The sequence below is a fragment of the Acetobacter cibinongensis genome, assembly GCF_000963925.1.
Taxonomy (GTDB): Bacteria; Pseudomonadota; Alphaproteobacteria; order Acetobacterales; family Acetobacteraceae; genus Acetobacter; species Acetobacter cibinongensis.
Genome location: NZ_BAMV01000005.1, coordinates 92149 through 112098 on the forward strand (window position 1 = coordinate 92149; position 19950 = coordinate 112098).

Consider the following 19950-nt stretch of genomic DNA (forward strand, 5'->3'; position numbering starts at 1 on the left):
CGCCCTGTTGCTGTTGCCAACACTCTCCTTATCAAGTTGTGCCTCCCATTTTTCATCAGGACCTTCATACCGTGACCCAGACCCCACCTTCCCTGCATCATGATGATATCGCCAAGGTTCTGGATTCCGTACTGGACACCCAGACCGGCCATTCCCTGCTGGCACTTGGCAAGCTGGAAGGCTTCCGTCTGGAAGAGGGCAAGCTGTCCGTAGCCCTCTCCGTTCCACGTGAAAAAGCAGCCGCCCTCTCCCCCCTGTGCGATGAGGCAGCCCTCCGCCTGAAACAATTTCCCGGTGTGCAGGATGCAACATTAATCCTCACGGCACATCGTCCCGCAGGCCCGACAGCCCCTACACCGGGACGCACGGCCCCGGCGGCTGGCGGCGGCCATCGCCCCTTTGGTGGCGCCCCCCCGGCCGACCCCAACGCACCGGTATTGCCAGACGTAAAAGCCATTATTGCCGTAGCATCCGGCAAAGGCGGAGTCGGGAAATCCACCACAGCGACAAATCTTGCCGTAGCACTTGCGCAGCAAGGGCTGAAAGTGGGCCTGCTGGATGCGGATATTTATGGCCCGTCCTTGCACCGTATGTTAGGCACATCCACTAAACCTGTAGCGCTGCAAGGCCGCCTGCAACCACTGGACGTCTGGGGCCTGAAAGCTGTTTCCATTGGGATGCTGGTTGATGAAAAACAGGCCATGATCTGGCGTGGTCCCATGGTTATGGGGGCCATCACTCAGTTTCTGACTGATGTGGATTGGGGACCGCTTGATGTCATGGTTGTCGATATGCCACCCGGCACGGGGGATGCCCAACTCTCCCTTATGCAGAAAGTACCGCTGGCAGGCGCAGTGATTGTCTCCACCCCGCAGGATATTGCCTTGATTGATGCGCGGCGCGGTGTCAGCATGTTTGAGAAAATGAAGGTGCCTGTTCTCGGTCTGATCGAGAACATGTCCTACTTCTGCTGCCCCAAATGCGGACATAATACGGAGCTATTTGGGCACGGTGGGGCCCGCAAGGAAGCGGAAGCCTTGCAGGTGCCCTTCCTGGGAGAAGTGCCGCTTCTGGCATCCATCCGCTCAAGTGGTGATGACGGCACCCCTATCGTGGCGAGCGCACCGGAGAGCGATGCCGCGCAGGCATTCCGCCGCATTGCACAGGCTACGGCGGAAAGTTTGAAAGACCGCCTGACCCCCTGACCCCCTGAGCATAACCCTATAAAAAACGCCGCTTCCGCTATCCAGAAAACATAGCGAGAGCGGCGTTGGCAGGGTGGATGTTATTTGCCCGCTGTTTTTTTGCCGCTTGTGCCTTTGTCAAAAAAAGCACGGCATTTGGGGCTGAGCTTGTCCTTCTTTTTTTCCATGCAGCGGGTAATTTTTTCTTCGTTAGGAATAGCGAAGGTACAAAGTTTGACGGCATCCCCTTTACAGGCTGCGGTCTGCTTTGCACGCAGGCTATCGTCCGCCTGTGCGGGGCTTACTGTTGCCATAAGCCCCATAAAAGCTGCCAGACCCGCAATAGAACGCACAGACACCTGTTTTAAAGTAAACATTCTCTCAATCCCACTCAAACCATAATGGCATCCAACATATACCAGTCGTCAGTATTGTTTGCACGGAATGTTAAGGCCTTTCACACGGGTTGGTTGCAGGCATCTGCCTACATGGCAAATATGTGAGTGGTGCACGGCCATCTGAGCGCGGCATTTTCCACTATTTTTTCCGTGTTATGATGATGTATTTTCTTTATATCGCTTGACATCGTTATTCTCTTACATTCAATCAAACGCCTTCGTTATATTTATATCCAATCCATCTCACAGGGCGGTACGTCATGTCCTTTTCTGTTCTTTCCCGTCGGTCAGCCCTTGCCCTGCTTGGGAGCGCACCATTGCTATGCCGTGCAGGACAGGCAGCCACCCCCCAGACCCTGCGTATTGGCATCATGTCTGGAGAAGATGAGGATGTGTGGCGCGTTACCGCTGAAAATGCCGCCAAAGCGGGTCTCACGCTCAAAATCATTCCCTTCACAGACTATAATGCCCCGAATGAAGCCCTCTTTGAGCATGAGCTGGACGCCAATGCCTTCCAGCATGGGCCTTTTCTAAAAGCACAGAACGATGCCAAGAATTTTCATATCGTTCCCGTAGGTGACACTTATTTTGCCCCTATCGGCCTGTACTCACGCCGTTGGAAGAAGCTCGCTGACCTGCCGCAGAACGCGACCATTGGCGTTCCCAATGACCCGAGCAATGAAGGCCGTGCGCTGCTACTGCTGCAAACGCTGGGCCTCCTCAAAATTTCAAAAGAGGCTGGCCTGACACCTACCGCGCTGGATATTACCGAAAACCCGCGCAACATCACCATCAAGGAGCTTGATGCCGGGGTGGTGGGGCGCGCTCTGCCTGACCTGGATGGCGCCATTATCAACACAGATTGGGCCAAGAAGGCCGGGGTAGATGTGGAAAAAGAGCGCATTGGCCAGGAGAGTCTGGAGCATAACCCCTATGTCTGTTTCATAGCGGTTAATGAGGCTGACCAGAAAGCCCCGTGGGTGCAAACACTGGTAACAGCCTTTCACCAGCCTAACGTCCGCCAGTCTTTGATTGACGTTTATCATGGGGCCATTGTGCCAGCCTGGTCATGAGCCTTCTTGCTGTTGAACAGATAAGCCGCCAATTTGGCGGCCAGACCGCCTTGCAGGATATCAGCTTTACGGTGGAGCGAGGCGATAGCCTGGGCATTATTGGCCGGTCCGGGGCGGGTAAATCCACCTTGCTGCGGTGCCTCAACGGCTTGGAACGCCCCGATAGCGGGCGCATCCTGTTTGAAGGGGAAGATCTGGCAGCTGTGCCAGACAACAGACTTGTTATGCTGCGCCGGAAAATTGGTTTTGTTTTCCAGCATTTTAACCTTCTGTCTTCCCGCACAGTTGCCAGCAACATTGCCCTGCCGCTGGAAATTACTGGCGCACCCGCACCCCAGCGTAAAAAGCGTGTTGCGGAGCTTTTGGACCTTGTGGGGCTAAGCGACCATGCCAGCAAATATCCAGCCCTGCTCTCTGGCGGTCAAAAACAGCGTGTTGGTATTGCCCGCGCTCTGGCCGCCAACCCGGCTCTTCTGCTGTGTGATGAAGCCACATCCGCACTAGACCCGGAGACGACCAGTTCCATTCTCAAACTTTTATCAGACATCAACCACAACCTTGGGCTGACGCTGGTTTTCATTACGCACGAAATGGACGTAGTGCGGCAGTTGGGGCGGCATGTCGTGGTGTTGGAACATGGCCGTATCATTGCACGCGGCACACCAGACAGCGTTTTGCAAAATGACCCTCCTCTGCGCCTGCCCTCCGGCCTAAGCCCAACGGCCCGCGCAGGCGACCACACCGTGTTACGGCTAACACTGGATACTCAGGCCCTCATAGCCCCTCTGCTAGCCGACAGTGCCGCGCAGGCCACCGTGCTGGATGCCCAGGCACGCCAGACTGGCGGCACACAGACACTGGAGGCCCTCGTACAGCTTTCCACCAGCACCCCGGATGCTCTCTCCCTTCTTCAGGCCACGGCGCAATCCGTTGAGGTTATTGGTTATGTCCCGTCTGATACTTGATCTTTTACTCCGCGCCACGGCCGAGACACTGGAAATGGTTTTGGCATCCGGTCTTCTTGCCGTCATAGGTGGTCTGCCTTTAGCGGTGCTCATGATGCTGACCGGCCCTTCCGGTCTGTGCCGCATGCCGTGGCTATCCCGCCCGCTAGGACTGCTGATAGATGCTGTGCGTGCCGTGCCTTTTATTATTTTGCTTGTGCTGCTCATTCCTTTTACACGCTACGTTGTTGGCACATCCCTTGGCACAACTGCTGCCATTGTGCCGTTAGCCATTGCCGCCATTCCCTATTTTGCACGCATTGCAGAAGTCTCCCTGCGGGAAGTTGACCCCGGCCTGATAGACGCTGTGCGCGCCATGGGGGGCACACGCTGGATGGTTGTACGGTATGTGCTGCTACCTGAGAGCCTGCCCGGCCTTATTTCCGGCTTTACAGTCACACTGGTCACGCTGGTTGGGGCATCCGCCATGGCCGGGGCCATTGGCGCTGGCGGACTGGGCGACCTTGCCATCCGCTATGGGTATCAGCGGTTTAACACGCCGGTCATGCTAGGGGTCGTGCTGGTTCTTATTGTGCTGGTAACAGGGTTGCAGGCACTGGGTAATGTATGCTCCCGCACAGCACGGCACGGTAGCCGGTAGACTCTTTATTCTACACAAATACCAGTGCCGCTTTGTGTGCTACCCGTAGCGCACAGATGCAGATGTCTCACAGGCTGGTTTTTGGGTGTGCTGAGCCATAAGGCTGCCCACGCAAGCACCAGCACCACGGCAACAGCCACAAACGGGGTAAAGCTCGGCAGGCGGGATGAAGGCGGAAGAATTTCCCCTTCCAGCACGGGTGGGTCCTCCCGCAACGCATCCAGCCCGATAGGGGGCGCAGGCCCTTTGTCATCCTGACTATGCGGCATTGCGCCCCCTTCAGCCATAACAGCGTGCTCAGCCTTTGAGCGTTGCCATCATTTCATCCCACTCGCGCTTGCTCAGCCCGGAGCCTTCACGCTCTACGGTTTCACCGGCCAGCATACGGCGCACAACCTTCATCATGCTGGCAGAGAACGTCACCGCACCACGGCGATATTCTTCAAACGCTGTTGCAGCTTGCGGCACCCACGCATGAAGAACCTGAAGCATGACTTCAGCATAGGCCCGAATTTCATACTGGGCATGTGGGTCAAGGCGCAGGGCCAGGAAGTGCATGAAGTTATGCAGGTCGATCTTCCAGTACCACTGCGTATATGTGTTCACGGTCAGGTTGATGCGGGCCAGTTCACGCGCAAGGCCGGGACCGTCTTCCGTATCCAGCATTTTTTCGTAATTGCTATAAGTACGCATGGCGTCGCTACGCAGAATGTCCAGCACCTCAGCCGCAGCCTGCGGGTCCAGCACATCCCCACGGCCCTGCCGGTTCACTTCACTCTGGGCTGCCATATGCTCTGGGGCGGGCAGGTAGAACTCACTGTCCAGAATGGAGTAGCGGGCGGAATATTCATTCACGCTTGCCATACGATGGCGAATCCACTGCCGGGCAATGAAGATGGGCAACTTCACATGAAATTTGATTTCGCACATTTCAAACGGTGAAGAATGGCGGTGCCGCATCAGGTACCGGATCAGGCCTGCATCTTCAGACACCTTGCGCGTGCCGCGCCCGTAAGACACACGTGCCGCCTGCACAATTGCGGAGTCATCCCCCATATAGTCCACCACCCGCAGGAACCCATGGTCCAGCACTGGCTGGGCTTCATACAGCATGGCTTCAAGGGCAGGTACGGTAGGACGGCGCGTAGGGCTGGAGTCTTTGGCGTGCGCGGCTATTTCCGCACGCTGGGCATCAGTCAATGGCATAGTGTTCCCCTATCGCAAATGCAGGCAAATTAACGTCCCCTCCTATACACCGGGGTATTGCAGAAGCGGAAGGCGGGAAATCACTCCTCATAATTATTCTTTATTACATGATAATTTTTACTATTTGGACAGCTCTCTTGGCCTATGACATGTCATTCCATCAGGAAAGAAAGTTTACATTGCAGTTTCGATACTTTTTTTCTCGATGAAATTGTTTCTTTTCTTAGAATGGTCTTTTTCCTTGAGAAATATTCATAATTTTTCCTCTCTTTTAAAGAAAAAAACCTTACATTCGCCGCTCATGATTGCTGCGGGCCTTGGTGCGTGTCTTGCCATTATCGTGACCATGGCTGTCACGGGCTGGGTGGTACCAGCCGCTCTGCCTGCACTTGTCGCGCCTATCGGGGCGTCCAGCGTGTTGGTCTTTGCTATACCAGCCAGCCCCCTTGCCTCACCTCGCGCCGTAATTGGCGGCAATACACTCTCAGCCCTGCTGGGCATTATGGTTGGCCTGTTGATCACCAACCCCTTTCTGGCAGCCGGAGTAGCCGTTGGGCTGGCCATTGTGGCCATGGCCGCCACCGGTACTCTCCATCCGCCCGGTGGGGCGGCCGCACTGACTGCCGTACTGCTCCATCCACAAACGCTGGACCTTGAAGCGGTGTTGGCTTTCCCCTTCATTCCCGTGTGCCTGAACTCTGCCGTACTGGTGGGGGTTGGCCTGCTGTTCCACCGCATTTCAGGCCACTCCTACCCACATAAGGCAGCCCCTTTGCCGCCTCAGCCTGCAACTGCTCTCCATATCCAGCGGGAGGATGTGCTCTCGGCTCTGGAAAACGCTGAGGATGTGTTTGACATTGCCGTGGGGGACCTTGAACGCCTACTGGTTCTGGCCGAGCAGCACGCTCATGCAAGACAGGCCTTGCCATAACAGTGGCGCACTCCTATATTTGTCAGTGCAGGAGGGGCTTGCCCCTTGGCTATGGCGATAAACGGAACGTGGAATAAGCGTAGTGGACCCGGGGGCAGTACCCGGCGTCTCCACCATAAAAATCCGGCTTTTGCGAGCATGGACAGATGGGGACGAAACAGGCTCGACACGCGTGGTAAAGACCTTCCTTTTGCCCGGTATTGTACCACCGTCATCGGGCTAAACTTACAAGTGCCAATGATAACACAAAGGTGCTCGCTGTCGCTGCATAAGCGATAAGCGCGGTTCGGGAGGGCACCGGGCAACAGAAGCCCTCCCACCTTATGTGATCTGCATTTTCCCCCGCGCCCTCCGGCATTTTTTCTGTTTGCGCTTTTTTGTCAGCACTGCCGTGCGATGGCAAAGAATTGCGCCTCCATCCCTTGCACTTGCGCCGCCTTTCCCGCATGGCTGACACCAGATGTGTTACAGCACTGGCGGGGCAAGTTCCCCGCCACGCAAACAAGGAGAGTCGGCATGGCAGACGACCACGACAACACCCCTGAAGACGGCGTTTTCCCACCAGAAAGCAAACTGCCTTACGAGAAGTGGCTGGAAGACGCCTACCGTACCGTCATGCTCAGCGCACTCGAGCATGTCAGCCGCGAAGGGTTTGAAGGGGAGCATCACTTTTACCTGACCTTCCGGACCGACATGCCAGGGGTGAACATTCCCGCCCGCCTGAGCGCACAATACCCGCATGAGATGACCATTGTGCTGCAACACCAGTTCTGGGACCTCAAGGTTGACCGGGATGCAGGGACTGTCTCCGTTGGGCTGTCTTTCGGGGGTGTTGGCTCCACTCTGACCATTCCCATCCGGGCCTTTACCGGCTTTGCTGACCCGGCCATCCACCTAAGCCTGCACTTCTCCGCTGGTGAGCCTGAAGAGGGGCTTGAGGCACCGGATACCACTCCGGAAGCAGCCGCCGTGGCAGACGATACAGCAGAAAGTGATGCCTCTTCTCAGGTCGTGAGTCTTGACGCTTTTCGTAAGAAAGGGCCATCACCCGGTTAAAGCCCCCGGCGCATGAACCAAGGGGGCGCGGCCATGGAGATGATGCACACATGAACAGCCAGCCCCCCCGCCCGCCTGTGCCTGCTTTTACCTACACGCCAGTTTTCCCACTGGGAGAAGACACAACCACCTACCGCAAGGTGGATATTGAAGGCGTGAGCACATCGCACTTCGGTGGCAAGACCGTTTTGCACATTACGCCAGAAGCCCTGACGGAATTTACCGCGCAGGCATTCCATGAAGTAGCGCATTATCTGCGCCCCAAACATCTGGAACAGCTTGCCCATATTCTTAAAGACCCTGAAGCTTCAGACAACGACCGCTTTGTAGCGCTCGACCTGCTCAAAAACGCCTGCATTGCCGCTGGCGGCGTGCTGCCCATGTGTCAGGATACTGGCACCGCCATTGTATTTGGTAAAAAAGGCCAGCGCGTATGGGTAGAAGGGGACGAGGAAGTTGCCTTCTCCAAAGGTGTGTACGAAACCTACACACGCACCAATTTGCGCTATTCGCAAATGGCGCCGCTGAGCATGTTTGAAGAAAAGAACACAGGCACCAACCTGCCTGTGCAATGCGATATTTTTGCAAGCCCCGCCACGCATCACGATGAACAGTTTGACCTGATGTTTGTGGCCAAGGGCGGTGGCTCTGCCAACAAAACCTTTCTGTTTCAGGAAACCCGCGCCCTACTGGGGTCTGAACAGAAGCTGCTTGACTGGCTGGATGTTAAAATCAAGACACTCGGCACCTCAGCCTGTCCGCCTTACCATCTGGCCATCGTAATCGGCGGTATGTCAGCCGAGCAGACACTTAAAACCGTCAAGCTGGCCTCCACCCATTGGTATGACAGCCTGCCAACCAGCGGCAGCCCGACCGGCCACGCCTTCCGTGACGTGGAAATGGAACAGAAAATTCTGGGCCTAACCCGCAAACTGGGTATTGGCGCACAGTTTGGCGGCAAATATTTCTGCCATGACGTGCGCGTTATCCGCCTGCCACGCCACGGGGCGTCCCTGCCCGTAGGTATGGGTGTCTCCTGCTCGGCTGACCGGCAGATCAAGGCGCGTATTACGGCAGAAGGCTTCTTTTTAGAACAGTTGGAGCATGACCCGGCACGCTTCCTGCCTGAAACCACGGACGAGCATCTGGACGGTGAGGCCGTGCAGATCAACCTGAACCGCCCGATGGATGAGATCCGCAAGGAGCTGTCTCGCTATCCTGTCAAAACCCGCCTGGCCCTGACCGGCACCGTTGTTGTTGCGCGTGATATTGCCCACGCCAAATTCAAGGAACGGTTGGACCGGGGTGAAGGTCTGCCACAATACCTGAAAGACCATCCGGTTTATTACGCTGGCCCCGCCAAAACGCCGGAAGGTATGCCCACAGGCTCCTTCGGCCCGACCACGGCAGGCCGTATGGATTCCTATGTGGCTGAGCTTCAGGCCAATGGCGGGTCCTTTATCATGCTTGCCAAAGGCAACCGTTCCAAAGCCGTGAAGGATGCCTGCCAGACCTATTGCGGTTTTTATCTTGGCTCCGTTGGTGGCCCAGCAGCCCGCTTGGCGCAGGACTGCATTCGCAAGGTAGAGGTGCTGGAATACCCTGAACTGGGCATGGAAGCCGTGTGGAAAATTGAGGTTGAAAACTTCCCTGCGTTTATTGTTATCGACGACAAGGGCAATGACTTCTACGCTGAGTTAAGCTGAACCCGTCAGCAGTCTGACCGGGCTTGTGCCCGGCAGGCCAACCAGAGGAGCCGTGCTGTTCATGCGCTTTACCGTTGACCGGATGGACCATGCTGTCCTGACCGTTAGGGATGTTGATATTTCCGCCTCTTGGTACCAGCGTGTGCTGGGCATGGAGCGCGAGGAATACGGGCGCAACAACCGCACCGCCCTACGTTTTGGGGGCCAGAAGCTTAACCTGCGCCCGCAGGATGCCTCCGGCTGGGATACGGCTGTTCATGCCCTGCCCGGCGGCAATGATCTGTGTTTTGTCACGGCTGTCACCAGTGATGACGTGGTGGAGCATTTGAAAAAATGTGGTGTCACTCTGGTGGAAGGGCCTGTCGCGCGCTTGGGCGCACTCGGCCCCATTACATCGGTCTATTGCCACGACCCTGACCAGAACCTGATAGAAATAGCGTCCTACCAAGGATGAAAAAAAGGCCTGCCCGGCACTCTAACCCGGCAGGCCTTTTTCTTTGCGCTGCTTCCTCCAGCTTATCCAGCCTGGTGGGCGTCAGCAGCCTTATCAGCCGGGGTTGCAACCGGTGTTGCTGCGGTGGAGCCATTTCCCAGCCAGCCACCGCGGAACCCTGCCCGCTCCAACCCTTTGCGAATAGACGGGTTACGCTTCATGACAGACCAGACGAACCCACTGCGTCTGTTTTCCAGCATAAGCAGGATTGGTCCCTGATCGATCCCCAGATACGCTGTGTCTGACCAGAGTTTCTGATTGTTATGGTGGAAGCTCGGGTTGAAGGCATCTACAAATCCATATTGCCCGTAAATGCTTTTCCCGTATCGACGCTTCATTTCCTTAAGAGCAGGAATTGCAATTTCCGGCGCAAACGCCACAGCACCACCGGCTGCTGTTGGGGCAATGGTCCCGTCATCCTGCGTATAGTCACGGCCAGCACCACGCGCAGCATAGGACAGGAAGTGGCGGGTTATGCCATTTTGCACTTCTGTCAGCTCGCCCGGTCCGTCACTGGCCGTCAGACCCCAGACCTCTGGCCCGTAATCCTGCCATTTACCGGGATTGGCAATGGCGTACGAACGCTGTGCATACACGGCGCGGCGGCTGTTTTCGAAATAATCAATGCCTTTTTCACGGTTCCAGTCATCCTGAATACCCCGAAAATCAATCCATGAATGGCTGTATTGATGGCCAAACAAAGGTGCAAAATTCAGGAGGGTCTGACCATAATACTCACCCCACCGCTTGTCGTTTGTGGTCAGCCACGCCTGCCAGGACGCGGGTTGCAGCGGATGTTTGGTTGAACCAAGGCCCAGAACATAGGCCATCATGCCCTCGCTATAACCTTCCCAGTAATTAGGGAGAAGCTGGTGCTCAGGAGACCACCCCATGCTCAGCCTCTGGTCTGGCCGACGCAACCAGGGCCAGTCCACATCCTGATACAGGGTGTTGGCCAGTGTGCGGATTTCCCGCTCCTGCGCTGTATCTGCCGTGTAATAGCTTTCCGTGAACAAGATACCTTGCATGAGCAAAGCGGTATCAATGCTGGACAGTTCAATATCCTTATTGAACCGCAGGCCCGTATTACGATCAAGGAAGTGATAAAAAAAGCCGTGATAACCTGAGGCTTTGTCAGGTGTGTCATTCTGCGGCAAACTGCTCAGATACCGCAGGGTGGTCAGTGTGCGCTCAACTGCCTGTGCATGGGTAATGTAGCCGCGCTCAGCACCTATACCATAAGCGGTTAAACCAAAACCGATGGACGCCACGCTGGCCTGCGTCTGGTCTGAGGGGTAGCGGTCTGGCACAAGGCCTGTACGCGGGTCTCCTGCCTCCCAGAACCATTGAAATGTGCGGTGTTCCAGATCATCCAACAAGGCCGTGTCGGACGATGTCAGAGCAAACTCTTTTGCTGCATGAACAACTGTGTGGGGCTGCAGCGTGTTTTGTGGTGCCGTTACAGCGTGGGCATTGTCTACAACCCCTGCCGCCAGAGCTGAAACAGCAACGAAAGAGCGACCAACACCTAAAGCCGAACCAAAAAAACGCTGCCACAAACTATGAGACAGAACAGAGTGACGAGAGAAGCGCTGTTTTATCATATCGTGTGCCCCGTGCCTTTTCCGAAATGTCAGACTGTTTTTTCAGTCATAACACCATCATGCAAAGGAGGCATATCCATGACAGGGCTATGACTCTGTCATGGAGAGTGGTGTGCAGGTGCGGTTACGCAAAACCAGTTGCAGACACTCCGCGCACCCGGTTTTGCGAGTTCAAGTTATGACGAGACCCGAGAGATCAGGCGCGCGTGTACCGGAAGACATTCAGATCTTCATAGGCAATATCAGGCTTTTTAGCTGACATAATGTCAGCCAGAACCCGACCAGACCCACAGGCCATAGTCCAGCCCAACGTGCCATGACCCGTATTTAAAAATAGGTTTTCAAGCTTTGTGCGCCCGATAATGGGGGTGCCATCCGGGGTCATGGGCCGCAAACCTGTCCAGAATGTTGCACCGGGCACATCGCAGCAATTCGGAAATAAATCTGTTACAGAGTGCTCAAGCGTATCACGCCGGGGTTTACGCAACCGTTTACTGAACCCTGCCAACTCCGCAGTACCGCCAACGCGCACGCGGTCGCCAAGGCGGGTAATACCAATCTTGAAGGTTTCATCCATAACGGTGGAGACCGGAGCGCGGTCAGCATCCGTAATGGCAGCCGTCAGGGAATAACCTTTTACCGGATAGATCGGCAGGTCCATCCCCAATGGCCGCGCCAGTTCAGGCGAGAAGCTACCCAAAGACAGCACATAAGAGTCTGCCGTCATGACGCCTCGGCTGGTTTCCACCGCCGTAACACGTCCGGTATCAGACAAAATCTGCTTTATCTTGGTATTATAAAGGAACTTCACCCCTTCCTGTTCCGCCATGGCGGCCAGACGCTGCGTAAACAGGAAAGCATCCCCGGTTTCGTCACCGGGCAGGCGCAGGCCTCCAACAATTTTCTGGGCCGCGTCAGCCAGACCCGGCTCCGCCTTGATACAGCCTTCACGATCAAGCACCTCATACGGCACCTGATATTGCTTCAGCACGGCAATATCCAACGCAGCACCGTCAAGCTGCTTTTGTGTGCGGAAAACCTGCAATGTGCCCTGCTGGCGGTCATCGTAATGGATGCCCACTTCTTTGCGTAAATCGCACATAACATCGCGGCTATATTCTGCCAGCCGCACCATACGGCCCTTATTACGGTCATAGGCAGGGGTGGTGCAGTTTTCCAGCATCTGCATCAGCCACTTCCACAAATGCGGGTCTGGCAAAGGCCAGAATACAAATGGCCTATGCGCCATTGACAGCCATTTCATGGCTTTAAGCGGCACACCCGGCCCGGCCCATGGCGCAGAATACCCCGGAGACACCTGCCCTGCATTGGCAAAACTTGTTTCCAGACCCGCTTCGGGCTGGCGGTCAATAACCGTTACCTCGTGCCCGGCTTTTGCCAGATACCAAGCAGACGTAACCCCAACAACACCACCACCAAGAACAAGAACTTTCATGCCTGTAGCGCCTATTTTGTAATTATTAATTCAAGAAAGGGGCGGTGTGTTCTGATAAACACGATGGTAGCGCCGCCCAAGGGAGGTCAGAACTTCGTACCCTATTGTGCCTTCTGCTGCGGCAACGTCATCCACGCCGTACTGGTCGTTCAGCAGATCTACCAGCGTGTCTGCTGCCAGTGCCTCTTCAGAAAGAGCCGAGACATCAACCGTCATGGAATCCATGGAAATACGACCAAGTATGGGTAGCCTGTGGCCGTTGAACCATGCACAGCCGGTTGCGGCACCCTGGCGGGCAAAGCCGTCTGCGTAGCCAGTCGCTAATGTAGCAACACGACATGGGCCCTCTGCCTGCCAGCTCAGGCCATACCCTACACGGTCGCCTTTTGACAGGGTGCGGGTTTGCAGAACATGGGCCTGCAACCGAACAACAGGCCTGAGCGGGTTTGGCCGGGTCTGGTTAGGAGCAACTCCGTAAAGGGCCGCACCCGGCCGCACCAGATTACGGTGAAAAGCGTCCCCTATAAAAATACCAGAAGACGCCGCAAGGCTAAGCGGTGCTTTGGGTAAAAGCGCTGCATACGCAACAAGCCGTTCAAGTTGCTGGGCGTTGGCGTCATTATCCGGTGTGTCCGCACAGGCCAGATGGCTCATGATGAGCGAGAGCGAAATGCCCTCAAGCAAACTCGGAGTGTCAGCCAACCGCTTTACATCCTGCCCGGACAAGCCGAAGCGTGACATGCCCGTATCCAGCTGTAAAACGGCATCCTGCGTTTGGCCCGTCTGCCGTGCAAATGCTTGAAGCTGCGCCACCTGCTCCAAAGAATTCAGTACCGGGCGCAAACCTGCCGCCGTGCAGTCTTTCAACGCATTGGGCCGTGCGCCATGCAAAACGGTAATGCGCGCCTGCGGAGAGACAAACGCCTTTAATGCTAGTCCCTCATCAACATGAGCCACAAAAAATTCACGCGCTCCGGCCTGCTCAAGCACGGGCGCAACGTGTGCAGCCCCAAGGCCATATGCGTCAGCCTTCACCACAGCAGCACAGGTTGCGTTGCCTACTTTCTCTGCCAAGAGCCGATAATTTGCCGCGATAGCCGCAAGATCAACTGTCAGGACAGCGCCTGCTCTGGAAGCAGGCCAAGATGTGGCGAGGGATGAAGACATAAACGGTGCACTCACACTGTTTCGATTTAAAAACTTTAGCAGGAATACTATGGTGTATCCTGCCCATTTATCGCATAATAGTGCACTATAAGGAAAATTTTTCGCATATTATGCGCAAAACGCCGAAAGTCACATCATGATCTTCGACCGGGTTACAGATGCCATTATCCGCCATCTTCAACATGACGGGCGCATGAGTAATGCAGACCTGGCACAGAAGGTTGGCCTTTCCCCTTCTGCCTGTTTGCGGCGCGTCAAGTTATTGGAAAAAAACGGAATTATTCAAGGTTATCGTGCTGTTGTAGACCGTAACGCAACCCGCGCCATGGCCACCGTGATTATCCAGATCACCGTGGAACGGCAGACAGATGACTGCCTCCGCCGCTTTGAGAGCCGGGTGCGCGAATGCCCGGATGTAAAAGAATGCTACCTGATGACAGGGGATGCAGACTACCTGCTGCGTGTTGAGGCGCAGGATATGTCAGATTACGAGCGCATTCATAAAGAAGAACTGTCCCGACTGCCGGGTGTTGTGCGTATCCAGAGCAATTTTGCCATTCGCCCCGTCGTAGCAGGCTGGAAAGGCACCATGACTCAGCCCCAGCGCGACTCATAAAAAAAAGCGGCTGATACGGCAGCATTCTGCGCCATATCAGCCGCCTTCTTCTAAACTGGTATCGAGAGACAACCCCGCTTAGTGCTCGGAGTCGTCCTCAGCCTTGTTCTCTTCTGCCTCAAGATCTCTCTTCACGTCGGGAGACTTGAGCAGTGTGTCCATATACATGGCGTAATCAAGCGCCGTGTCTGGCTGGAAGTGCAACTCTGGTGCCACACGCAACCGCAGCTTGTGCGACATTTGCGTCCGTAACCAAGGCGCAACCCGCTTCAAGCCGGGAAGAAGAACTTCAATATCACTCCGCCCCAGCCGCGCGACGAAAACCGTAGCGTGTTTGAAGTCTGGTGAAAGCCGGACTTCTGTCACGGTAACACGTGCATCTGCCAGTTCCGGGTCGCGGAAGGTTGTGCGGGCAAACAGCTCTGCCAGAACGCGCCTTACTTCTTCTCCAACCCGAAGCTGGCGCTGAGACGGCCCTGATGGTGAAAGACCGGCGAGATATCCCGCCGGTCCATTCAGTGCTGCCTTGCCTGATCCGTTGCGGCGGCTCATGCAGGCACCAGTTCACTTTCAAAGCACTCAACCACGTCACCTTCGCGCAGGTCATTATACCCTGCAAAGGAAAGACCACATTCGTAGCCTTTAGCCACTTCTTTGACATCGTCTTTGAAGCGTTTGAGCTGGCTGAGGTCACCTTCGTGAATAACCACACCGTCACGCAGCAAGCGCACACCACAGCCGCGTTTGACAACGCCTTCCGTAATGTAGCAACCGGCCACTTTGCCAACCTTGGTGATGTTGAAAACCTGACGGATTTCTGCGTAACCAAGGAATTTTTCGCGGTGCTTCGGCGCAATCTTGCCACGGACAAGCTGCTCTACATCGTCCGTTACCTGATAGATAATGGAGTAGTAGCGAATTTCCACGCCCTCGCGCTGGGCAAGGGTACGGGCCTGAGCTGTGGCACGCACGTTAAAGGCGATGATGAGGGCATCAGATGCCTTGGCAAACTGCACATCACTTTCCGTGATCTGGCCTACCGTGGCGTTCAGAACGCGCACACCAACTTCTTCATGTGCCAGCTTGAGCACAGAGGCCTGCAATGCTTCTGCAGAACCCTGAACGTCGGCCTTGATAAGAACCGCAACTTCTTTCTGCACACCAGCCTGAATACGGGCCAGCATCTGGTCCAGCGTACCACGTGCAGCAACCTGCCCGGCAACCTGATGCTCTTTCAGCTTACGCTGACGGAACTCAGAAATTTCACGGGCGCGGTTTTCGTTCTCAACCACAACAAACGGTGCACCAGCAGAGGGCACGCCTGTAAGGCCAAGAATTTCCACCGGCATGGAAGGCGTTGCTTCTTCAACCTGACGGGCACGGTCATCAACCAGCGCACGAACACGGCCCCACTCTGCACCGGCAACAACAATGTCACCTTTACGCAGGGTCCCTTTCTGCACCAGCACAGACGCCACAGAACCACGACCGCGGTCCAGACGGCTTTCAATCACAGCACCTTCGGCAGAACGATCCGGGTTTGACTTCAGGTCCAGAATTTCAGCCTGAAGCAGGATGGCTTCTTCAAGCTTGTCGAGGCCTTCGCGTTTCTTTGCAGACACTTCAATGTCCTGCACGTCACCGCTCAGGGATTCCACAACAATGTCGTGGCTCAACAGGTCCTGACGAACACGGTCCGGGTTTGCACCAGGTTTGTCGATCTTGTTGATGGCAACAATAATCGGCGCATTAGCAGCCTTGGCATGCTTGATGGCTTCAATTGTCTGCGGCATGACGCCGTCATCAGCAGCAACAACCAGCACCACCACGTCTGTAATAGACGCACCACGCGCACGCATGGACGTAAAGGCTTCATGTCCCGGCGTATCAAGGAAGGTGATCTTGGCACCAGAGGCCAGTGTTACCTGATAAGCGCCAATATGCTGGGTAATACCACCGGCTTCGCCTGCTGCCACGTCTGTGGTGCGCAGTGCGTCAAGCAGAGAGGTTTTACCATGGTCAACATGGCCCATAATGGTAACAACGGGTGGCCGTGGCAGCAGCTCTTCGGGCTGATCTTCCACACCTTCAATGCCCAGCTCAACGTCACTTTCAGCAACACGGCGCACGCGGTGGCCGAATTCTTCAATGATCAGTTCAGCCGTATCCGCATCAATGGTCTGGGTAACCGTTGCCATGACACCGTTTTTCATCAGTGCCTTGATAACTTCACCCTGACGGGCCGCCATACGGTTTGCCAGTTCCTGCACCGTGATGGTTTCAGGCAGGATCACATCACGCACAACGCGCACCTGATCGGCACGCAGGCGTTCAAGCTCGGCCTGACGGCGTTCACGCTCACGCTGGCGACGGACAGAAGCGAGTGAACGCGTCTTGTCGTCATCACCTTCAATCGCGGCCTGCACGTCAATACGGCCTGTACGACGCCCACCACCATCAGCCTTGCGAGACCCGGCGTTTTTACGCGGGGGCACACCACTGTTGCCACCTGGGCGACGAGCCGGACCACTGCTGCGGCGCGGTTCATCTTCACCCTCGGCACCACGGCCACGCAGACGCAGGGTCTGGGCAGCGGCTGGCTCAGCGGTAGCAGCTTTGGGCTGCGGACGTGGCGCTGCTGGCTTGAGGGGTTTGGCAGGCATGATAGCGCGTTCGGCCAGCGGCGTAAGGCGGCTAACAGGCGGTGCCAGCGTCACTTCACCAGGAATCGGCACGGAAGAAACAACCGGACCTTTTGATTCAATTGGCTTTATGGCGTCGATACGTTCTTTGCGCTCAGCTTCATCTGCGGCAATTTTGGCTGCAGCAGCTTCTTCAGCGGCGCGCTTTTCATCTTCTTCACGACGGCGGGCTTCTTCAGCGGCGGAAAGAATTTGAATCTTTTCCTGCTCGCGCCGTTCAGCTTCACGCAGTTCGGCTTCTTCAGCCGCTTTTTTCTGTTCCTGCAGCACGCGCTGGCGAATTGCCAGCTCAGCAGCCGTCAGGGTGCGACCGCCCCCTGCACGCCCACCAGCGCCACGGCCATTTGCTCCACCGCCAGCGCCAGGGCCACGCTTTTTGCGCACCTCAACCTGCACGACCTTGGAGCGGCCATGGCTGAAACTCTGCCGCACGGACCCGGCATCAACCGTCCGTCCGACGTCCGTACGTCCTGCCGGCCGTAGGGACAAACGCCCCTTGCCCTGATCCTGATCCTTGCCTTCGCTCATTGACCCGCCTGTTCAAACCCATCCGCCGGAAAGGTCCGACGAACCCGAGAGCCACCTTGGGCAACCCCCGAAAAACGCTCATTCTCGCAGCACAGGCGGGAGGCCAGACCTCCTGGTACCAATGCTACGTTTACAACACGCTCCCGCCCAAAAACCTTTGACAGATCTTGAGCTGAAAGCACCTCAATCACAGGTAAATTTCTGGCACCCGACACCAGCCGGCCCAGCTCATCCCCGCTTCCATCCGATGCGTGAATGATAACAGCAGCCTGACGCCGCGTTACCAGTTCCCGCACCTTCATAAAACCGCTTACGGACTGCCCGGCGCGCCGTGCCAGCCCTAAAACGTCTATCATGCGCCGGTGCAGACCGGCTTCTATCTGGGAGACCAGATCATCCGGCACCTGTACCTGACAGCGTGCAGCCCGCGCAAACACTCCGCGCGTGCGGGCCTGTTCTATCACATCCCGCTGGGCACTCAACCATATTCCCCGTCCGGGAAGTTTTGCATCCAGATCAGGGACAATAACAGAGGATGGTGATACCACGAAACGAACCATTTCAGTAGGCCTACCCTGCTGCCGTGTTACGGCGCAACGCCGCAGGGGGCCTTTTTCATCGGTATCTGTTTCTGGCAAAAATTCACTATCCACTGTTTATCAGGCCTTTGAACTGGCCTTATTCTCCTTCCTTGGGGGAAGACTGACCCTCTTCGCCGTCAAACCAGTGAGCGCGTGCTGCCATGATGATTTCATTGGCGGCATCTTCCCCAATGGCATCGGTGCCAAGAATCTCAACCAGCTCATCGCCAGCCAGATCTGCAAGGTCGTCCAGAGTTTTTACACCCTTTTCACCCAAAGTCACAAGCATCTGGTTGGTAAATACGCCCATGTCTGCAATGTCGTCAGACACACCCAGCTCACAGCGCTTGGTATTCAGGTTTTCTTCCTGCTTCACCAAATAGGCTTCAGCGCGCTGTACCAGCTCACTTACCACCGATTCGTCAAATCCTTCAATACCAATCAGCTCATCGGGGTCTGCGTAAGCCAGTTCCTCAACGGAATGGAAGCCTTCTGTCACCAGCAGGCTTGAAATAACGTCATCAACGTCAAGCGCTTCGACAAACAGATTGGTGCGGCGGCGGAATTCTTCCTGGCGGCGCTCGGATTCTTCCGCTTCCGTCAGAATATCAATATCCCAGCGCGTCAGCTGGCTGGCCAGACGCACATTCTGCCCACGGCGACCGATGGCGAGGGAAAGCTGCTCGTCAGGCACAACCACTTCCACGCGGCCAGCTTCTTCGTCCATCACAACCTTGCTGACTTCAGCAGGAGCCAGCGCATTCACAACAAAGGTTGCTGCCTGTGGGCTCCAGGGAATGATGTCGATTTTCTCGCCCTGCAATTCAGCCACAACGGCCTGCACGCGGGAGCCGCGCATACCAACGCACGCCCCTACCGGGTCAATGGAGGCATCACGGGACACAACAGCCATTTTTGCACGGGACCCTGGGTCACGCGCCACAGCTTTGATTTCGATAATGCCGTCATAAATTTCCGGCACTTCCTGCGCAAACAGCTTGGCCAGGAAGGCCGGATGCGTACGGGACAGGAAGATCTGCGGGCCGCGTGGTTCGTCACGCACATCGTAGATGTAAGCGCGTACACGGTCAGAGTTACGGAAGGTCTCACGGGCAATCAGTTCATCGCGGCGCAGAAGTGCCTCGGTAGAGCCAATTTCAACCATAAGGTTGCCGTACTCGGTCCGCTTGACGGTACCGTTTACAATTTCGCCTACGCGGTCTTTGAATTCGTTGTACTGGCGTTTGCGTTCATATTCACGCACGCGCTGCACGATAACCTGCTTGGCGGTCTGGGCTGCAATGCGCCCGAAGTCGATGGGCGGCAGTGGGTCAACCAGATATTCGCCAGCCTTGATTTCGGGCTGGAACTTGCGGGCGATCGCCAGGGGAATCTGAGTTTCCTCATTTTCCACAGTGTCAACCACTTCCGTCCAGCGGGACAGGCGCACTTCACCGCTACGGCGGTCGATCGTGGCGCGAATGTCCTTTTCATGCCCGTATTTGGCACGACCAGCCTTCTGGATGGCCTGCTCCATGGCTTCCAGCACTTCTTCGCGGTCGATTCCTTTCTCGCGCGAGACAGCGTCTGCAACCAGCAGCAGTTCAGGACGGGAAACAGAGGTATCCATACTCTCAGCTCTCC

19 protein-coding genes and 1 other RNA gene are annotated in these 19950 nt (G+C 56.0%); 10 read left to right on the forward strand and 10 right to left on the reverse strand.

The features are described 5' to 3' along the window. The first annotated feature begins 71 nt into the window (after positions 1–71). Complete coding sequence (locus Abci_RS02490; protein WP_048837574.1) at positions 72–1205, forward strand: Mrp/NBP35 family ATP-binding protein; 1134 nt, start codon at positions 72–74, stop codon at positions 1203–1205. Between the two features lie 80 nt (positions 1206–1285). Here Abci_RS02490 and Abci_RS02495 read toward each other — a convergent pair whose 3' ends face one another. Next, on the reverse strand, positions 1286–1507 hold the full coding sequence (locus tag Abci_RS02495) for a hypothetical protein (RefSeq protein ID WP_146806924.1): 222 nt from the start codon (positions 1505–1507) through the stop codon (positions 1286–1288). A 335-nt stretch (positions 1508–1842) separates the two neighbouring features. Between Abci_RS02495 and Abci_RS02500 the strand changes: the two genes are divergently transcribed. The 3 genes from Abci_RS02500 to Abci_RS02510 are packed head-to-tail and all read left to right on the forward strand — an operon-like array spanning position 1843 to position 4260. Continuing rightward, positions 1843–2655: a MetQ/NlpA family ABC transporter substrate-binding protein gene (locus tag Abci_RS02500; RefSeq protein ID WP_048837576.1), complete on the forward strand. Its 813-nt coding sequence runs from the start codon at positions 1843–1845 to the stop codon at positions 2653–2655. After that, positions 2652–3620, forward strand: a complete 969-nt coding sequence (locus Abci_RS02505) for a methionine ABC transporter ATP-binding protein (RefSeq protein WP_048837577.1) — start codon at positions 2652–2654, stop codon at positions 3618–3620. The genes Abci_RS02500 and Abci_RS02505 overlap by 4 nt, the downstream gene beginning before the upstream one ends. Further along, positions 3601–4260: a methionine ABC transporter permease gene (locus tag Abci_RS02510; RefSeq protein ID WP_048837578.1), complete on the forward strand. Its 660-nt coding sequence runs from the start codon at positions 3601–3603 to the stop codon at positions 4258–4260. The genes Abci_RS02505 and Abci_RS02510 overlap by 20 nt, the downstream gene beginning before the upstream one ends. Positions 4261–4265: 5 nt before the next feature. Here Abci_RS02510 and Abci_RS02515 read toward each other — a convergent pair whose 3' ends face one another. Further along, complete coding sequence (locus Abci_RS02515) at positions 4266–4547, reverse strand: hypothetical protein (RefSeq protein ID WP_048837579.1); 282 nt, start codon at positions 4545–4547, stop codon at positions 4266–4268. 10 nt (positions 4548–4557) lie between these two features. Then, positions 4558–5466 carry an FAD-dependent thymidylate synthase gene (gene thyX / locus Abci_RS02520; RefSeq protein ID WP_048837580.1) on the reverse strand — a complete coding sequence of 303 codons (909 nt, stop codon included), beginning with the start codon at positions 5464–5466 and terminating at the stop codon, positions 4558–4560. 301 nt (positions 5467–5767) lie between these two features. On the opposite strand from thyX, the gene Abci_RS02525 reads away from it, so the two are divergent. From Abci_RS02525 to Abci_RS02545, 5 genes are all read left to right on the forward strand, one after another. Next, the gene (locus Abci_RS02525; RefSeq protein ID WP_048837620.1) at positions 5768–6397 is read left to right on the forward strand and encodes an HPP family protein; all 630 of its coding nucleotides are present in this window, start codon (positions 5768–5770) and stop codon (positions 6395–6397) included. Beyond that, positions 6385–6716: a transfer-messenger RNA gene (gene ssrA, locus Abci_RS02530) on the forward strand. The genes Abci_RS02525 and ssrA overlap by 13 nt, the downstream gene beginning before the upstream one ends. A gap of 197 nt (positions 6717–6913) precedes the next feature. Further along, positions 6914–7453 (forward strand): SspB family protein, encoded by a 540-nt coding sequence (locus tag Abci_RS02535; RefSeq protein ID WP_048837581.1) that lies wholly within the window; start codon positions 6914–6916, stop codon positions 7451–7453. A 50-nt stretch (positions 7454–7503) separates the two neighbouring features. Next, positions 7504–9159, forward strand: coding sequence for a fumarate hydratase (locus Abci_RS02540; protein ID WP_048837582.1), 1656 nt, complete (start codon positions 7504–7506; stop codon positions 9157–9159). 61 nt (positions 9160–9220) lie between these two features. Next, on the forward strand, positions 9221–9613 hold the full coding sequence (locus tag Abci_RS02545; RefSeq protein WP_048837583.1) for a VOC family protein: 393 nt from the start codon (positions 9221–9223) through the stop codon (positions 9611–9613). A 62-nt stretch (positions 9614–9675) separates the two neighbouring features. Here the strand turns inward: Abci_RS02545 and Abci_RS02550 are convergent, their stop codons facing one another. The 3 genes from Abci_RS02550 to alr all read right to left on the reverse strand — a co-directional run bounded on the left by Abci_RS02550 (position 9676) and on the right by alr (position 13879). After that, on the reverse strand, positions 9676–11256 hold the full coding sequence (locus tag Abci_RS02550; RefSeq protein ID WP_084597490.1) for a glucoamylase family protein: 1581 nt from the start codon (positions 11254–11256) through the stop codon (positions 9676–9678). A gap of 196 nt (positions 11257–11452) precedes the next feature. Beyond that, a complete protein-coding gene (locus Abci_RS02555) occupies positions 11453–12712 on the reverse strand; it encodes a D-amino acid dehydrogenase (RefSeq protein ID WP_048837584.1) in 1260 nt (419 codons plus the stop codon). 30 nt (positions 12713–12742) lie between these two features. Further along, a complete protein-coding gene (alr, locus tag Abci_RS02560) occupies positions 12743–13879 on the reverse strand; it encodes an alanine racemase (RefSeq protein ID WP_048837585.1) in 1137 nt (378 codons plus the stop codon). A 136-nt stretch (positions 13880–14015) separates the two neighbouring features. Here alr and Abci_RS02565 point away from each other — a divergent pair, with 136 nt between their 5' ends. Then, positions 14016–14495 carry an Lrp/AsnC family transcriptional regulator gene (locus Abci_RS02565; RefSeq protein WP_048837586.1) on the forward strand — a complete coding sequence of 160 codons (480 nt, stop codon included), beginning with the start codon at positions 14016–14018 and terminating at the stop codon, positions 14493–14495. Between the two features lie 78 nt (positions 14496–14573). Here Abci_RS02565 and rbfA read toward each other — a convergent pair whose 3' ends face one another. From rbfA to nusA, 4 genes are read right to left on the reverse strand one after another with little or no spacing between them, the layout of a single operon-like run. Next, complete coding sequence (rbfA, locus tag Abci_RS02570; protein ID WP_048837587.1) at positions 14574–15047, reverse strand: 30S ribosome-binding factor RbfA; 474 nt, start codon at positions 15045–15047, stop codon at positions 14574–14576. Beyond that, complete coding sequence (gene infB, locus Abci_RS02575; RefSeq protein ID WP_048837588.1) at positions 15044–17725, reverse strand: translation initiation factor IF-2; 2682 nt, start codon at positions 17723–17725, stop codon at positions 15044–15046. Before infB ends, rbfA begins: the two co-directional genes overlap by 4 nt. Then, positions 17722–18378, reverse strand: coding sequence for an RNA-binding protein (locus Abci_RS02580; RefSeq protein ID WP_048837589.1), 657 nt, complete (start codon positions 18376–18378; stop codon positions 17722–17724). Before Abci_RS02580 ends, infB begins: the two co-directional genes overlap by 4 nt. Positions 18379–18403: 25 nt before the next feature. Then, positions 18404–19936 (reverse strand): transcription termination factor NusA, encoded by a 1533-nt coding sequence (gene nusA / locus Abci_RS02585; protein WP_048837590.1) that lies wholly within the window; start codon positions 19934–19936, stop codon positions 18404–18406. Positions 19937–19950 lie beyond the last annotated feature (14 nt).

What these genes read in the sequence shown, in the direction of transcription:
- Abci_RS02515 (WP_048837579.1), bottom strand. Translation starts at nt 4,547, where the DNA reads ATGGCTGAAGGGGGCGCAATGCCGCATAGTCAGGATGACAAAGGGCCT.
- Abci_RS02550 (WP_084597490.1), bottom strand. Translation starts at nt 11,256, where the DNA reads ATGATAAAACAGCGCTTCTCTCGTCACTCTGTTCTGTCTCATAGTTTG.
- Abci_RS02500 (WP_048837576.1), top strand. Translation starts at nt 1,843, where the DNA reads ATGTCCTTTTCTGTTCTTTCCCGTCGGTCAGCCCTTGCCCTGCTTGGG.
- infB (WP_048837588.1), bottom strand. Translation starts at nt 17,725, where the DNA reads ATGAGCGAAGGCAAGGATCAGGATCAGGGCAAGGGGCGTTTGTCCCTA.
- Abci_RS02545 (WP_048837583.1), top strand. Translation starts at nt 9,221, where the DNA reads ATGCGCTTTACCGTTGACCGGATGGACCATGCTGTCCTGACCGTTAGG.
- Abci_RS02505 (WP_048837577.1), top strand. Translation starts at nt 2,652, where the DNA reads ATGAGCCTTCTTGCTGTTGAACAGATAAGCCGCCAATTTGGCGGCCAG.
- Abci_RS02540 (WP_048837582.1), top strand. Translation starts at nt 7,504, where the DNA reads ATGAACAGCCAGCCCCCCCGCCCGCCTGTGCCTGCTTTTACCTACACG.
- nusA (WP_048837590.1), bottom strand. Translation starts at nt 19,936, where the DNA reads ATGGATACCTCTGTTTCCCGTCCTGAACTGCTGCTGGTTGCAGACGCT.
- alr (WP_048837585.1), bottom strand. Translation starts at nt 13,879, where the DNA reads ATGTCTTCATCCCTCGCCACATCTTGGCCTGCTTCCAGAGCAGGCGCT.
- Abci_RS02510 (WP_048837578.1), top strand. Translation starts at nt 3,601, where the DNA reads ATGTCCCGTCTGATACTTGATCTTTTACTCCGCGCCACGGCCGAGACA.
- Abci_RS02525 (WP_048837620.1), top strand. Translation starts at nt 5,768, where the DNA reads ATGATTGCTGCGGGCCTTGGTGCGTGTCTTGCCATTATCGTGACCATG.
- rbfA (WP_048837587.1), bottom strand. Translation starts at nt 15,047, where the DNA reads ATGAGCCGCCGCAACGGATCAGGCAAGGCAGCACTGAATGGACCGGCG.
- thyX (WP_048837580.1), bottom strand. Translation starts at nt 5,466, where the DNA reads ATGCCATTGACTGATGCCCAGCGTGCGGAAATAGCCGCGCACGCCAAA.
- Abci_RS02535 (WP_048837581.1), top strand. Translation starts at nt 6,914, where the DNA reads ATGGCAGACGACCACGACAACACCCCTGAAGACGGCGTTTTCCCACCA.
- Abci_RS02495 (WP_146806924.1), bottom strand. Translation starts at nt 1,507, where the DNA reads ATGGGGCTTATGGCAACAGTAAGCCCCGCACAGGCGGACGATAGCCTG.
- Abci_RS02565 (WP_048837586.1), top strand. Translation starts at nt 14,016, where the DNA reads ATGATCTTCGACCGGGTTACAGATGCCATTATCCGCCATCTTCAACAT.
- Abci_RS02555 (WP_048837584.1), bottom strand. Translation starts at nt 12,712, where the DNA reads ATGAAAGTTCTTGTTCTTGGTGGTGGTGTTGTTGGGGTTACGTCTGCT.